The 15208-nt window shown below is 68.7% G+C and carries 13 protein-coding genes; 8 read left to right on the forward strand and 5 right to left on the reverse strand.

Going from position 1 to position 15208, the window contains the following annotated elements; genetic code table 11:
* The first annotated feature begins 13 nt into the window (after positions 1 to 13).
* On the forward strand, positions 14 to 262 hold the full coding sequence (locus tag HDA45_RS14330; protein ID WP_184895485.1) for a hypothetical protein: 249 nt from the start codon (positions 14 to 16) through the stop codon (positions 260 to 262).
* Between the two features lie 61 nt (positions 263 to 323).
* Here HDA45_RS14330 and HDA45_RS14335 read toward each other — a convergent pair whose 3' ends face one another.
* Positions 324 to 1100, reverse strand: a complete 777-nt coding sequence (locus tag HDA45_RS14335) for an isoprenyl transferase (protein WP_184895487.1) — start codon at positions 1098 to 1100, stop codon at positions 324 to 326.
* A 131-nt stretch (positions 1101 to 1231) separates the two neighbouring features.
* Here HDA45_RS14335 and trhA point away from each other — a divergent pair, with 131 nt between their 5' ends.
* Complete coding sequence (trhA, locus tag HDA45_RS14340) at positions 1232 to 1873, forward strand: PAQR family membrane homeostasis protein TrhA (RefSeq protein WP_184905642.1); 642 nt, start codon at positions 1232 to 1234, stop codon at positions 1871 to 1873.
* A 23-nt stretch (positions 1874 to 1896) separates the two neighbouring features.
* Positions 1897 to 2331 (forward strand): VOC family protein, encoded by a 435-nt coding sequence (locus HDA45_RS14345; RefSeq protein ID WP_184895489.1) that lies wholly within the window; start codon positions 1897 to 1899, stop codon positions 2329 to 2331.
* 6 nt (positions 2332 to 2337) lie between these two features.
* Here HDA45_RS14345 and HDA45_RS14350 read toward each other — a convergent pair whose 3' ends face one another.
* Positions 2338 to 3867, reverse strand: coding sequence for an FAD-binding oxidoreductase (locus tag HDA45_RS14350; RefSeq protein ID WP_184895491.1), 1530 nt, complete (start codon positions 3865 to 3867; stop codon positions 2338 to 2340).
* 620 nt (positions 3868 to 4487) lie between these two features.
* Here HDA45_RS14350 and HDA45_RS14355 point away from each other — a divergent pair.
* Positions 4488 to 4859, forward strand: coding sequence for a pyridoxamine 5'-phosphate oxidase family protein (locus HDA45_RS14355; RefSeq protein ID WP_246480708.1), 372 nt, complete (start codon positions 4488 to 4490; stop codon positions 4857 to 4859).
* A gap of 38 nt (positions 4860 to 4897) precedes the next feature.
* Entirely contained in the window at positions 4898 to 5644 is a 747-nt protein-coding gene (locus HDA45_RS14360) for an ion channel (protein WP_184895495.1), read from the forward strand.
* Here the strand turns inward: HDA45_RS14360 and HDA45_RS14365 are convergent.
* Positions 5601 to 7487: an acyl-CoA dehydrogenase family protein gene (locus HDA45_RS14365; protein ID WP_184895497.1), complete on the reverse strand. Its 1887-nt coding sequence runs from the start codon at positions 7485 to 7487 to the stop codon at positions 5601 to 5603. The genes HDA45_RS14360 and HDA45_RS14365 overlap by 44 nt on opposite strands.
* A 249-nt stretch (positions 7488 to 7736) precedes the next feature.
* Positions 7737 to 8297 carry a hypothetical protein gene (locus tag HDA45_RS14375; RefSeq protein ID WP_184905645.1) on the reverse strand — a complete coding sequence of 187 codons (561 nt, stop codon included), beginning with the start codon at positions 8295 to 8297 and terminating at the stop codon, positions 7737 to 7739.
* A gap of 404 nt (positions 8298 to 8701) precedes the next feature.
* On the opposite strand from HDA45_RS14375, the gene HDA45_RS14380 reads away from it, so the two are divergent.
* Complete coding sequence (locus HDA45_RS14380; RefSeq protein WP_184895500.1) at positions 8702 to 9193, forward strand: hypothetical protein; 492 nt, start codon at positions 8702 to 8704, stop codon at positions 9191 to 9193.
* Here HDA45_RS14380 and HDA45_RS14385 read toward each other — a convergent pair.
* Positions 9174 to 11192 (reverse strand): thioredoxin domain-containing protein, encoded by a 2019-nt coding sequence (locus HDA45_RS14385; protein ID WP_184895502.1) that lies wholly within the window; start codon positions 11190 to 11192, stop codon positions 9174 to 9176. The genes HDA45_RS14380 and HDA45_RS14385 overlap by 20 nt on opposite strands.
* A 63-nt stretch (positions 11193 to 11255) precedes the next feature.
* On the opposite strand from HDA45_RS14385, the gene HDA45_RS14390 reads away from it, so the two are divergent.
* Together HDA45_RS14390 and HDA45_RS14395 are read left to right on the forward strand one after the other, a co-directional pair.
* Positions 11256 to 12623, forward strand: coding sequence for a 3' terminal RNA ribose 2'-O-methyltransferase Hen1 (locus tag HDA45_RS14390; protein ID WP_184895505.1), 1368 nt, complete (start codon positions 11256 to 11258; stop codon positions 12621 to 12623).
* The gene (locus HDA45_RS14395; RefSeq protein ID WP_184895507.1) at positions 12620 to 15112 is read left to right on the forward strand and encodes a polynucleotide kinase-phosphatase; all 2493 of its coding nucleotides are present in this window, start codon (positions 12620 to 12622) and stop codon (positions 15110 to 15112) included. The genes HDA45_RS14390 and HDA45_RS14395 overlap by 4 nt, the downstream gene beginning before the upstream one ends.
* The last annotated feature ends 96 nt before the right edge of the window (positions 15113 to 15208 follow it).

Raw genomic sequence — 15208 nt, forward strand, 5'->3', positions numbered from 1 at the left:
AGGAGTGTGCGAAGTGCTGAAGAAGGCTGGTTTCGTTTCCGCCGTCGCCGCGGGCATCATGATGGTCGGCGGAACCGCGTTCGCCGCGACCGGTGACACCACCGGCACCCCGGACCCGACGTTCGGCGACGCGTACGCGACGTTCATCGAGGGCGGTGGCGCACTGGGCTATGGCGCCGCTTCGCTGGTCGCCGGTGCCTACACGGGCATCGCCACCACACCGGCGCTGATCCTCCACTCGCTGGAGCACCACCACCACTGATCTTCAGTGTGGACATCGAAGGCCCCGGAAGTGCACTCCGGGGCCTTCGTCTTGCGCGGGGTCAGGAACCGAAGCGCCGGTGCCGCCACGCGTAATCGCGCATCGCGCGGAGAAAATCGACCCGGCGGAACGCGGGCCAATACGCTTCGGTGAACCAGAATTCCGAATGCGCCGATTGCCAGAGCAGAAATCCGGAAAGCCGCTGCTCACCCGAGGTGCGGATAATCAGATCCGGATCGGGCTGGCCCGAGGTGTACATGTGTTCGGAAATGTGGTCGACGTCCAGGATCTTCGCGAGTTCGCGGATCGAGGTGCCCTCGTCGGCGTGCTGGAGCAGGAGTTTGCGGACCGCGTCGGCGATCTCCTGACGCCCTCCGTAACCGACCGCGACGTTGACCTCCATCCCGGAGCGCCCCTCAGTGCGCTCCGCGGCCGCGCTGAGGGCCTTCGCGACCTCCGGCGGCAGCAGGTCAAGGGCTCCCACGATGCGGAGCCGCCAAGGCGTGTGCGGCGCGGCGAGCTCGTCGGTGACGTCGGTGATGATCTTCAGCAACGGGGTGAGCTCCTCGGCCGCGCGGCCGAGGTTGTCGGTCGAGAGCAGCCACATGGTGACGACCTCGACGTCGGCCTCGTTGCACCAGCTCAGGAAGTCGGTGATCTTCTTGGCGCCGGCGCGGTGGCCGTCGGCGACGTCGGTGAAGCCCGCTTCGCGCGCCCAGCGGCGATTCCCGTCCAGCATGATGGCGATGTGGCGTGGATGGCGCCCCTTGGCCTGCTGGATCAGGCGCCTGCCGTAGGCGCTGTACACGACGTCTGACAAGAAGGACCGAAGACTCACGCCAGTGGAGAGTAGTCACCTCTCGAGCCCTAGTGGGACGCGCCACGGAGACTGGCAAAAAACCTACGGTGCCGTAACCTGGGAGAGTGAGCGTAGAGACCGAACCCCAGCCGTCCGGCCCCACGCCCTTGGTGGACACGCGTCCTCGCTTGCGGGGCCACCTCCACTTCTGGTCCTTCTTCGGCGCTCTCGCCGGAGCCGCGGCTCTGATCAGTCTCGCCGCCTCCACCGTGTCCCCTATCGCCGCTTTGTCCACTTCGGTCTACGGCTTGACCGTGCTCGGTGTCTTCGGCGTCAGCGCTCTCTATCACCGTCGCTTGTGGAGCCCGCGAGCATACGAATGGATGAAGCGCGCCGACCATTCGATGATCTTCCTGTTCATCGCCGGCACTTACACGCCGTTCACCCTTCTGGCGATGTCCAAGCCGAACGGGTACATCGTGCTGGCGATCGTGTGGGGCGGCGCGATCGGCGGCGTCACCCTGAAGATGCTGTGGCCGAACGCGCCGCGCTGGCTGGGCGTGCCGATCTACATCGCACTGGGCTGGGTCGCGGTCTTCGTCCTGCCCGAACTGGGCGCGCACGCCGGTATCCCGGCGCTCGTACTGCTCTGCGTCGGCGGGCTGTTCTACACGCTGGGCGCGGTGTTCTACGCCGTCAAGTGGCCGAACCACTTCCCGGACACCTTCGGCTATCACGAGTACTTCCACGCCTGCACCGTGCTGGCGGCGGTGTCCCACTACGTCGCGATCTGGCTGGCCATGTACGCCTGACACCTCGCCAGTAGGGTGAGGTGATGGGGACGATCAGGCAGGTCCAAATCACTTTCGACTGCGCGTCGCCCGAGCGCGTCGCCAGGTTCTGGTGCGAGGTGCTGGGTTACGTCGTACCGCCGCCTCCGGAGGGCTTCGCGAGCTGGGACGAGCACAACGCCTCGCTGCCGCCGGAGGATCGGGACAAGGGTTTCGTCTGCAGTGATCCCACCGGCGTGGGTCCGCGGATGTACTTCCAGCGCGTTCCCGAGGGCAAGGTCGTCAAGAACCGGGTGCATCTGTGTGTACGGGTCGGCACCGGGCTCGTGGGCGATGAACGCCTCGCCGCCCTCGAAGCCGAGCGCGACCGGTTGATCCCGCTCGGCGCGGTCTGCGAGCGAGTGATGCTCGCCGACGAGGAGAACGAGTCCTGCATCGTCATGCAGGACATCGAGGGCAACGAGTTCTGTCTCGACTGAGCGGTTTCAGATCCCCAGCGCGTGGGTGAAGACGTTCCGCGGATCCCACCGCGCCTTCACCTGCCGCAGGCGCGGGTAGTTCCCCTGGTAGTACAGCGTCTGCCAGGGCACACCGGACGTGTTCCACACCGGATCGGCCAGGTCGACGTCGGGATAGTTGATGTAGGAACCGTCGTCCACGGGCACGCCACCGGTCGACGAATAGACGTCACGGTAGAACTCCCGCACCCAAGCCAGGTTCGCCGCGTCGTCGGACGGCTCCAGCCAGAGTGAGCTGTACACCGCCTTCATGATCGCCCCGCGCTGCGCGATCGCGGTCGCCTCGGGTGCGACGGCGCCGACCTGACCGCCGTAACCGATGAGCTGAATCCCGCCCTGGACCGTGGTCTCCTCTCGCAGATGCCGATGAATCGTCGCGACCTGAGCCGGGCTGAACGACCGGTGCAGGTACGCGGCCTTGATCTTGTACCTGCGCGTCGCCACATCGCCGGGTTGCCCGAGGCCGGGCCAGGTCGTCACGTGCGACCACGGCGCCTCGTACCGGTAGGTGTACGCGGGCTCCACGCCGAGACCGGTGACGAGATCCGTCACCAGCCGATCCACGCCGGGGAGGTCGGCGTCGGCCTGGACGGTCAGTTCGAAGCTGCCGGTTCCGCGCGGCTTCAGGTCGAGGATCGGATACAGACCGGCGTTCGGCGAGCCGGGGGCGCTGTTGCGTTCCATCCAGGTGCCGAAGTTCCGCAACACCCGGGTCAACGCCTGATCGTCCCAGGTCCAGACGGCCAAGCAGGTCAGCATCGCCCGTGGTTGCGGCGGCAGCAGACGGGCGGGATCGGTGCCGTCGGCGCCGGGTGTGCGGAGCCAGTAGCGCGTCACGACGCCGAAGTTGCCTCCGCCGCCACCGGTGTGCGCCCACCACAGGTCTTCGTTCTGCTCGCGCGACGCGACGACCGCGCGCACGCCCGCCCGATCCGCCACCACGACCTCGACGGCTTCCAGGTGATCGACCACCGCGCCGTACCGCCGCGACAGCGGGCCGTATCCGCCGCCCGCGATATGCCCGCCCGCGCCGACTTCCGGGCAGCCGCCCGCCGGGATCGTCACGCCCCAGCCGCGGCCGAGGGTTTTGTAGACCTGCCCGAGGGTCGCGCCGGGCTCGACGAAGAACGCGCGCCGCACGGGGTCGAAACCGACGGCGTCCAACCGCGACAGATCGATCAGCGTCCGCGCCGCCGGATCGGCGGTGAAGTTCTCGAAGCAGTGCCCGCCGCTGCGGACAGCGACCCGACGCCCCGCGCGGACGGCGTCCGAGACCGCGCGCACGACCTGTCCTGTCGATCCGGCCAGGCGGACTTCGTCGGGGTTGCCGACGAACCGGAAGTTGTTGGCACGCACCAAACCGTCGTAGCGCGGATCGCCGCGGCGGATCGTCAGCGGACCGGACTCCACCGCTTCGGCGGCTCCCGCCAGGATGATGGTCGCTCCGACGGCGGCCGCGCCGGCCAGCACTCCGCGTCTGCTCCACTCGTTTCCCATGACGTCCAGCGTCGCGGGATCGGCGGCGGGGCGCGTCAGCCGGACGCAGGGGACGAAGGCGGAAACAGCGGGTCAGCCAGAGGTACGGCGCGATCAACCGTTCGGCTGGGTGAGTCGTGAGTCCGGCCTCGTGACGTCGTCTCGGTGAACTCGCGGAGCTCGTGCTGGATGCTGGTGTGGGCGAGCGGCATGACCTTGATCAACGGAAGATCGGGGACGTTGAGTTTCCTCAAGCCTCCGTTGATCAAGGCCTGAGACCAAAGCGCCCCACGACGATGAAGGATTCAGGACACTCGACGTCCCAATTCCTTCATCGTCGACTCCGACGCCCGTGATCAGACGGACGACATTCGGCGACGGTAAAGCCCCACCGCGAGTCGTCCGTCTAGTCACGCGTGTCGTCCACCCAGTCACGTGTGTCGTCCCACCGGTCACGCGAAATCGCCGACCGTCGGCACCTGAGACACGGTTGGCTCTACCCCGAATCCCCACACTCATGACCACCTGTACAGCCCAGGGCAGTCGCGAGGAGCGTGACCAGGATGGACACACGCGTGTTCCCTCTGGCACAAGAAAGTGCCTTCTTCCGCGTGTCCACCGCGAGAGCCATGATCGCCACCATGGCCAAGAACGCACCGCCCCGCGCACTCGACGACGCCGCCCTAAGCGACCTCATCGCCGAGCACACCTTCGGCGCCCTCGCGACCGTCAAGCGCGACGGCCGTCCGCATCTCTCCACGGTCGTCTACGACTGGGATCCCGAAACCCGCGTGATCCGGATCAGCACGACCGAAGACCGGCTCAAGGTCAAACATGTTCGAAACAACCCCACCGTCTCCCTTTACGTCTCGAGCGCCGATCACTGGAAATTCGCCGTCGCGGAAGGAAAAGCGGAACTCTCCGAAGTCACCCGGACACCCGACGACGGCGACAGGCTCTACATCACCCTTCGAATCGAGAAACTCTATGGAACAGCCCTCGACATCGCTTAACGTACGCACCTGGAAAAGGCCAGGTGAGGAGACGCCCGATGTGGGAAAAGCGGATGGAGTGGCCGCTCAACGCCGCCGCCGTACTGTTCCTGGCCGCCTACGCGTGGCCGATCCTCCAACCCTCGCTCGGGCACACCGGGAGAGTCTGGTGCGAGGTGGTCACCTGGCTCTCCTGGGCGGTCTTCGCCATGGACTACGGCATCCGTCTCAAGCACGCCAAGGACAAACGGGACTTCCTGAAGAACAACATCTTCGACCTGCTGATCATCGTGCTCCCGCTGATCCGGCAGCTGCGCCTGCTGCGGCTGGTGACCGTGCTCAACGTCCTCAACCGCAACGCCGGCCTCTCGCTGCGCGGCCGCGTCGTGATCTACACGGTGGGCGCGACGGCGCTCATCGTGTTCTGTTCGGCACTCGCCGTACTCGACGCCGAACGCGCCTCGCCGGACGCGCCGATCACCGACTTCCCGGACGCGGTGTGGTGGTCGATCACGACGATCACCACGGTCGGCTATGGCGACCGCTACCCCATCAGCGGCACCGGCCGCGTCGTCGCGGTCGGGTTGATGGTGGCCGGGATCGCCCTCCTCGGCGTGGTCACCGCGACGCTGGCGTCGTGGCTGATCCGCCGGGTGACCGAAGCCGACGAGAGCGCGCAGGCCGTCACTCGCGAGCACCTCGACGAGCTGACCCGCGAGGTCAAGGCGTTGCGGGCCGAGCTCGCCGAGCAGCGTGCCGAGCTCAGTCCCGCAGCATCGGAGCCGCTAGGTACTTCTCGGGGATAGCGAAGGCGTCCACGAGCGTCCGCGCGTGCGGGCGCAGGTCGGCGCACAGCGCGTTCACCGCGGCGGTGACGGCCTTCGAGCGCCCCGAAGTCAGGCGTCCGTGTTCGAGGAACCAGCCGCGATCCGCCTCGATGTTCGCGAGCGCGTAGAGGTCGCAGACGCGCTCGAGCAGCTCTCGCGCCTCCGCGTCGGCGCAGCGCTCGATCGCGCCGATGAACGCCTCCAGGACCACGCGATCGACGTGCGCTCGCCCGGCACGCAGCACGTGATCCTGCGCGTCGTTGAAGACGCCGAAAGGATCCGACGCGGCCTTACGCAGACGCTGCGCGACACCGCCGAGTACGTGCTCTTCGCGGTCTTCGAACAGCTTCAGATGCCATTCACGCGAGTACAGCACGTCGCTGTCGTCGGCGTCGGTGAGCCGTTCGACGACCTTGCGCGCCGACGTCCGTTCGATCACGGCCTCGACGAACTGCTCCGCCACGAACCGGGCGGTCGCGAGCGGGCTGAGGTCCTCGAAATGGTCCTTGTAGCTGGTCAGCAGGCCCTTCGCGACGAGCTGCAGCAGCACGGTGTTGTCGCCCTCGAACGTGGTGAAGACGTCCGTGTCGGCCTTCAGCCCGGCGAGCAGGTTCTCCGAGAGGTAGCCGGAGCCGCCGCACGCCTCGCGAGCTGTCTGGATGGTGGCCGTCGCGTGCCAGGTCGAGACGGCCTTGATCCCGGCGGCTCGCGATTCCAGCTCTCGCTGCTCTTCCTCCGGCGCGTCCTCGGCGATGTCGTGCAGCGTCGCGACGAGCGCTTCCTGCGCGAAGTGCAGCGCGTACGACGTCGCCAGCGCGGGCAGCAGTTTCCGCTGGTGGGCGCGATAATCGAGGATCACGACCTCGTCGCCCTCGGACCGCGCGAACTGCCGTCGCTGCTCGGCGTACCGGACGGCCAAGGCCAGCGCGCGCTTCGTCGCGCTGCCGGCACTGCCCGCGACGCTGACCCGGCCGCGGATGAGCGTGCCGAGCATCGTGAAGAACCGGCGGCCGTCGCTTTCGATCGGGCTCGTGTACGTGCCGTCCTCGGCGACATCACCGAATCGGTTGAGCAGCGCCTCGCGCGGAACCCTCACCTGGTTGAAGGTGAGCCGCCCGTTGTCGACACCGTTGAGACCGGCCTTGCGCCCGCAGTCCTCGATCTCGACGCCGCTCACGCCCTCACCGCGGATCGGCACCACGAACGCGTGCACGCCACGCGATTCACCGCCGGTGATCAGCTGCGCGAACACGACCGCGAGTTCGCCGTCGCGGGCGGCGTTGCCGATGTACTCCTTCATCGCGCTCCGGTCCGGCGTGTGCACGACGAATTCGCGCGTGGCCGGGTCGTAGGTCGCGGTGGTGCGCAGGTGCTGGACGTCCGAGCCGTGACCGTGCTCGGTCATCGCGAAACAGCCCAGCAGGTCCAAGTCCTTGATCTTGCGCAGGTAGCGCTCGTGGTGGCGTTCGGTGCCGAGCAACTGCACCGCGCCGCCGAACAGGCCCCATTGGACACCCGCCTTGACCATCAGCGAGAGGTCGCCGAACCCCAGCATCTCGAACGACATCACCGAACCGCCGACGTCGCCGCCACCTCCGTGCGCCGGGTCGAAGCCGAGCCCGGGCCGGTCGGTGCGGGCGAGCAGGCGCAGCCATTCGAGGACCTGGGCTCGGTGCGCCTCGACGTCGAGGTCGACGGGGTCCTTGAAGTCCTCCGCCGCCATCTGCGCGCGCACCGCGCGTCGGAGCTCGGCCCACCGTCCATCGAGGACGGTGGTCAGCGCGTCCGGGTCGATCTTCGCGGGAAGTCCTGGTGTGTCCACGATTCCTCCGATGCGGTGCGGTCTGCGCCCAGCCTGCCGCACCGCATCTGGGGGCGCAGCACGAATCAGACCGGTTTCCCGTTGATCGTCGTCTTCTCGAACCGCAGGTCATCGACGTGTTCCAGGGTGTTCTCCGTGCTAGCGACGCCGTCGAAGCGGCAATCGCTCACCCGCGGCCCCCGAACGTGTGAGTTCGGCAACCCCCGGACGTCCGTCCGTCACGCAGTCCGCGACGACGATCTGGGGGCCTCAGGAAAGGTCCGGCCCCTGTGAGCGGAGATCGTCGACCTTGGTCATCGCCTCCCGGAGCTCGGCGAGCCAGGTGTCCGCGTGCTCGCCGACCAGGCGGACCGCCCACGCCAGCGCCTCGGACCGCGACCGCGCGACACCGGCGTCGACGAGCGTGTCGAGGACCAGGCGTTCGGGCTGCCGCAGCCTGGTCATGACCGGCGCCGAATGCGTGGTGAACAGATGCCTCGTGCCGCCGAGGCTCGCGCCCCAAGCGACCTTGCGCTGATACCGGTGCTCGGCCTGACGCGCGATCTCGATCCGGTCGTCGCGGGTCTCCTCGCGGAACCGGCTGATCCGGCCGTCCTCGGCCGCCGCGCGGGCGGCGTCGTCGGCGTAGTCACCGGTGAGCGGCTGGAGCTCGCCGACGATGACGATCTCTTCGCGATCCACCGTGACCTCGGGATCTCCGGTGAACCAGCCCTCCGGGAGCCGCCCGCCGAACCACGCGGCCGCGTCGTCCGCCGAGGGGATCTCCGCCTGCTGCCAGCCGCCCCGGCCCTTCCAACCACCGCGTCCCATATGTCTCGCCGCCCTGAAGTAGGTGTGCATGCTCGCCTCCGCGATTACATGATTACAACGCTACCGACGCTACGCTCGCAACGACCGTCATTCACGCGTGTTCTCCCGAGGCGAAACCCGAGGCTGGCGTGACCAGCACGCCCCACGACGCCCTACCACTCACGACCCACCCGACCCAACGCTGACTGAGGTCGCGAAAGCCACTTTCGGGACACCAGACGTCGCGAAAGTGGCTTTCGCGACATCCACCGGCAGGCGGGAGTGTCCCGGGAAGAGAGTCGTGACGGACTCTTCGGGCTTCAGCGTTGCGACCGGCAGCGCTGAACGTCAGGCGAAACCCGAGGCAACCCGAAGACCTGCACGAACGTGTCACCTTCAGCAGCACCAGGGGAAAGGGGAACAGCATGCTGAAGAAGGTCATGATCGGCGCTCTCGTGTTCGGAGCGGCTCAGCTGGCGGTGGTCGCGCCCGCCATGGCGACCACCGATCCCAGCTGGTACCTCGGCCCGAGCGAACTCGGACCCGGCGAACAGATCTACGCCGAGACCAAGGCCGGGGCGGGTGGCTGCGTCCCGGACGGACCGGTGACCTCGCCGGGTCTCGCCGCGCCGATCGGGTGGACCATCGGCGGGAACTTCGGCAAGTACGGCGGGTTCGGGAACGTCGTGAAGACGCCGGGCAAGTACGTCGCGACGCTCACCTGCACCGACGGACGCAAGTCGACCCGGCCGTTCACGGTGACCGGAGTCCCGCCGACCAGCACCACAAAGCCGACCACCTCGACGAAGCCGCCGAAGTCCACGAAGGCCAAGCCGAAGGCGCAGGTCGCGGTGAAGCCGGTGGGCGCACCGCAGACCGGCGGAGGCGCTTTCGGTCCTATGTCCTGGGACTGGTGAGCTGAGCGCGCAACTCGTCAGCGTTGGTGACAGGGCGCTCGCACACGTACCCACGGCACACGTAAGCGGCGGCACCGCCCTCGACCAACGGCCGATCGGCGAGCAGCGGCACCCCGTCGGCGTCCGGGGTCCCGCTCACGACGACGGCGCCATCCGGCAGCGCGGCGAGGGTCGCGGCCAGCAGATCCTTGCGCGAAGCGGCATCCGGCCCGACGACGGCCACCTGCACGGGGCCGGCCGCGGCGGCTTCGGCGACTGTCAGCCAATGCCCGGCGAACCGCGGCGCGCGCGAGGCGAGCAGCCCCGAGCGGGACAGTGCCTGCTCGGCCGCCTCGCGGTAGCGGCCCACCTGATCGTGCCCGGCCAGCACGGACGCGGTCAGCAACGCGTTCGCCAGCGCCGAAGCCCCCGACGGGCTCGCGTTGTCGGTCGGGTCGGAGGGCCGCTGCACGAGGACTTCCGCGTCGTCGGCCGTGTCGTAGTAGGCACCCGGCGAGTCCGGAACACCGAAGTGGGCCAGGGCGAGGTCCAGCAAGGTGATCGCGTCGGCGAGCCAACGCGGCTCCCCGGTCGCCTGGTGGAGTTCGAGCAGCCCTTCGGCGAGACAGGAGTAGTCCTCCAGCACCCCGGCGGTCGTGCCGACGACACCATCGCGCGAAGTCCGCCGCAGTCGTCCGTCCACGAAATGGGTGTCCATCAGGAAAGCCGCCGCACGCGCCGCCGCATCGATCCACTGTGGACGATCGAGCCGTGAACCAGCCTTGGCGAGCGCGCCGATCGCGAGCCCGTTCCACGCGGCGATGACCTTGTCGTCGCGGGCGGGCTGAGGACGTCCGTCGCGCACGGCCAGCAGCGCACGGCGAACGCGCTCGTAACGCACTTCGTCCTCTGGATGCGGCTCACACAGCCGCAGTGTCGACGCTCCGTGCTCGAAGTTGCCCCGCTCGGTCACCTGGAACAGCTCGGCAGCCCAGGCGCCGTCCTCCTCGCCGAGCACCTCGATGAGCTGCGCGGGAGTCCAGACGTAGGTGAGCCCCTCGACGCCATCGGTGTCCGCGTCGAGCGAAGCGGCGAAACCGCCCTCAGTCGTCCCGAGGTCGCGCAGCAGGAAGTCCGCGGTCTCTTCGACCGTCCGCCGCGCGTACTCGAATCCGGTCACGCCGTGGAACTGGGCGTAGAAACGCAGGAGCAACCCGTTGTCGTACAGCATTTTCTCGAAGTGCGGCACTTCCCAGCGCGCGTCGACCGAGTACCGCGCGAATCCACCGGCGAGCTGGTCGTCGAGCCCGCCGAGGGCCATCGCCTCGGCCGTGTGCTCGACCGGGGCCAGATCGGAGCCGGTGCGCTCGTGGTGGCGGAGCAGGAAGTTCAGCGCCATCGTCGGCGGGAACTTCGGCGCTCCCCCGAATCCGCCGGTCTCGGCGTCGTATTCCTTGCGCAACAGGGCGACCGCGGCGTCCAGCGCCGCGGCGTCCACGACGGACTCGGGCAGTGGGCCGCTCTTCTCGGTGAGATGGGCGATGATCTGCTGAGCACCGGACCGCAGCTCATCCGGACGCTCACCCCAGGCCTCGGCGACAGCGACGAGCAACTGAGAGAACGACGGCATCCCCGGCCGCGGCGACGGCGGGTAGTAAGTGCCGCAATGGAACGGCTCGCCCTCCGGGGTCAGGAAACACGTCATCGGCCAGCCGCCCTGACCGGTCATCGCCTGCGTGGCCGCCATGTACACCGAGTCGATGTCCGGGCGCTCTTCGCGGTCCACCTTGATGTTGACGAAGTTCGCGTTCATCAGCGTCGCGGTGGCTTCGTCCTCGAAGGACTCGTGCGCCATGACATGGCACCAGTGACAGGCCGCGTAGCCGACCGAAAGCAGGATCGGCACGTTCCGCCGTTTCGCCTCGGCCAGCGCCTCTTCGCCCCAAGGCCACCAGTCCACCGGGTTCTCGGCGTGCTGCAGCAGGTACGGACTGGTCGCGGCCTTCAGGCGATTCGACATGCCACCAGGGTCGCACGTGGAAAAACGGGCGCGCGGAACGGCCTTCTGCGCCACACTGACGCGGTGTTGCTGACCATGACGACCACCCGGACACCCGCCACCGACCTGGGCTTTCTCCTGCACAAGCATCCGGAGAAGGCGCAGTCGATCACGCTCTCGGCGGGGACGGCGCACGTCTTCTACCCCGAGGCGGCCGAAGAGCGCTGCACGGTCGCGCTGCTGGCCGAGATCGACCCGATCGACCTCGTGCGCGGCGGCGGGACGTCGTTGACCCAGTACGTCAACGACCGGCCGTACGCGGGTGGTTCGTATCTGGCGGTGGCGCTGCGGGCCGCCTTCACCACGGCCTTGGCGGGCCGGTGCGCGAACCGGCCGGAGCTGGTCGACGAGCGCTTCCCGCTCGAGATCCGGGTTCCGTCGCTGACCGCGCGCGGCGGCGCCGAGGTCGTCCACAAACTGTTCGAGCCCCTTGGCTGGGTGGTCGAAGCGAAGACGATCCCGCTCGACCCCGAATTCCCGCTGTGGGGCGACTCCCGCTACGTCGATCTCCGGCTGACCGGGACACAGCGAGTCGTCGACGCGTTGCGGCACCTGTACGTCCTGCTGCCCGCACTCGACGGCGACAAGCACTACTGGATCGGCCAGGACGAGGCCGACAAGCTGCTGCGGGTCGGCGAGGGCTGGCTCGCCGGGCACCCGGAACGGGAGCTGATCACCCACCGGTATCTCGAGCGGCGGCGCCCGATCGTTTCGTACGCGCTCGACCGGCTGGCCGAAGCGGACGACGTCCCGGCCGAGACCGAAGCGCGGGTCACCGAACTGCCGGACCGGCCCGAACCACTGGCCGTCCAGCGTCACGGCAGTGTGCTCGCGGCGCTCCGGGCGGCGGGCGCGCGGCGCGTACTCGACCTCGGCTGCGGCGGCGGCGCCCTGCTGCGCGTGCTCCAGCAGGAGCCATCGTTCACCGAGATCGTCGGTGTCGATGTGTCCGCGAGCGCGCTCGACATCGCCGACAAGCGGGTGAAGGACAAGACGCGGATCACGCTTCGGCAGTCCGCGCTGACCTACGCGGATCCGTCGCTGGCCGGCTACGACGCGGCCGTGCTGATGGAGGTGATCGAGCACGTCGACGAGGAGCGCCTGCCCGCGCTGGAACACGCCGTGTTCGGCGTCGCCGCGCCGCGGACCGTACTCGTCACGACGCCGAACGCCGAATACAACCGGCACTTCGAATTCCTCGAAGAAGGCCGGTTCCGGCATGCCGACCACCGTTTCGAGTGGACACGCGAGCAGTTCCGCTCGTGGGCCGAGGGCGTCGCGTCCCGGCGCGGCTACGACGTCCGCCATCTGCCGGTGGGACAGGAGTCCCAGGAATCAGGACCGCCGACCCAGATGGCGGTCTTCACGTCTCGAAAGGAGGCCGTGGCATGAAACTGACCATTCCCGACATGTCCCTCGTCGTGCTCGTCGGGGCCTCCGGCTCCGGCAAGTCGACCTTCGCGCGGACACATTTCGCGCCGACCCAGGTGCTCTCCAGCGACTACTTCCGCGGCCTGGTGGCCGACGACGAGAACGACCAGAGCGCTTCGGGAGCCGCTTTCGACGTGCTCCATTACGTCGCGGCGAAGCGGCTCGAAGCCGGACGGGTCACCGTCATCGACGCGACGAACGTCCAGCGCGCCTCCCGGGCGAGCCTGCTGAAGCTGGCGAAGGAGTACGACGTCATGCCGACGGCGATCGTGCTGGACCTGCCGGTGAAGGTCTGCCAGGAACGCAACGAGTCCCGGCCGGACCGCGACTTCGGCGAACACGTCGTCCGTCGTCAGCGCGGCGAGCTGCATCGCTCGCTGAAGTCGTTGGAACGCGAGGGTTTCCGTCGCGTGCACGTGTTGCGGAGCGAGGCCGAGATCGCCGAAGCGGAGATCGTGGTCGAGCCGTTGCGCAACGACCGCCGCGAGCTCACCGGACCGTTCGACGTCATCGGAGACGTCCACGGCTGCCGCGAGGAACTGGAGGAACTGCTCACCGAACTGGGTTACGCCGACGGCGTGCATCCCGAGGGACGCACCGCGGTGTTCGTCGGCGACCTCGTCGACCGCGGACCCGACACCCCTGGCGTGCTGCGCCGCGTGATGGCGATGGCCGAGGCGGGCAGCGCGCTGGTCGTCTGCGGTAACCACGAGCAGAAACTGGTCCGCGCGCTGAACGGCCGCAAGGTCAAGGTGGCGCACGGTCTCGCGGAATCGCTGGAGCAGCTCGCCGAGCAGGACGAGGACTTCCGCGCCAAGGCGCGAGAATTCTGCGACGGCCTCATCGCGCACTACGTCCTCGACGGCGGCAAGCTCGTCGTCGCGCACGCGGGCCTGCCCGAGAAGTTCCATGGGCGCGCGTCCGGCCGGGTGCGGAGCACCGCGCTCTACGGCGACACCACCGGCGAGACCGACGAGTACGGCCTGCCGGTGCGGCTGCCGTGGGCACGCGACTACCGGGGTACCGCGACGGTCCTCTATGGACACACGCCGACGCTGGAGCCCGAGTGGATCAACGGGACCATGTGCCTCGACACGGGCTGCGTCTTCGGCGGCAAACTGACCGCTTTGCGTTACCCGGAGCGGGAAGTCGTCTCGGTGAAGGCGAAGAAGGTCTGGTACGAGCCGTCGCGCCCGCTCGAACAGGAGCGGCCGCTGGGCGGACGCGAGCCCGCGGTACTGGAACTGGGCGACGTCACCGGGAAGCGGATCGTCGAGACCCGCCACCACGGCCGGGTCGGGGTCTCCGCCGAGCAGTCGGCGGCGGCGCTCGAAGTGATGAGCCGCTTCGCCGTCGACCCGCGCTGGCTGCCGTACCTGCCGCCGACGATGGCGCCTTGTGCGACATCCGCCTCGGACGACTACCTCGAACACCCCGAGGAGGCCTTCGCCGAGTTCCGCGCGGCGGGCGTCCAATCGGTCGTGTGCGAAGAGAAGCACATGGGATCGCGGGCGGTCGTGCTCGTGTGCCGTGACGACGACGTGGCTCCCGCGCGGTTCGGGATCCGGGGATCCGGCGCGGTGTACACCCGCACCGGGCGGCCGTTCTTCGGTCCGGAACAGAACGCGCGGTTGCTCGAAGGCGTACGCGAAGCCGCGTCGGAACTGTTCGACGAACTGGACACCGGCTGGCTGCTGCTCGACGCGGAGTTGCTGCCGTGGAGCGCGAAGGCGGGATCGCTGATCTCGGAGCAGTACGCGGCCGTCGGCGCGGCGGCCCAATCCGTGCTGCCCGCCGCCGTCGCTTCGCTGGACGCCGCCGCCGCTCGCGGGATCGACGTTTCCGAGCTCTTGGCACGGACGCGGATCCGCGAGTCCACTGTGGACGCGTACCGGCAGGCGTACCGGCGTTACTGCTGGCCGACCGACGGCCTCGACGGCGTCCGGCTCGCGCCGTTCCAGCTACTGGCGTCGGAGGGCAAGGCGTACCACGACCGGCCGCACGACTGGCACCTCGCGCTGCTGGACCGGCTCACCGGCGACCTGTTCACGCGCACGCGGACCCTGGCTGTCGACACCACCGACCCGGCGTCGGTGGCGCGCGGCGTCGAATGGTGGCTCGAACTGACCGGCGCGGGCGGCGAAGGCATGGTCGTCAAACCGGCGGCGAACCTGGCACGCGGGGCGCGGGGCCTGGTGCAACCGGGAGTGAAGGTGCGCGGGCGGGAGTACCTGCGGATCATCTACGGGCCGGACTACACGCTTCCGGAGAACCTCGCCCGGCTCCGCAAGCGCGGGCTGAACCGGAAGCGGGCGCTGGCGCTGCGCGAGTACGCGCTGGGGCTGGAGGCGTTGGAGCGACTCTCGCGCGGGGAGCCGCTGTGGCGGGTGCACGAGTGCGTGTTCGCCGTGCTGGCGCTGGAGTCGGACCCGGTCGACCCGCGCCTCTGATCCGCTTCGCTCGTGAGTGGCGATCCGCGAGTCCGTGAAGGCCTCCTTGAGGGACTCTGGGTCCCTCAAGGAGGCCTTCACGGACTCGGGCCGAGC

This window comes from Amycolatopsis umgeniensis (genome assembly GCF_014205155.1).
Taxonomy (GTDB): Bacteria; Actinomycetota; Actinomycetes; order Mycobacteriales; family Pseudonocardiaceae; genus Amycolatopsis; species Amycolatopsis umgeniensis.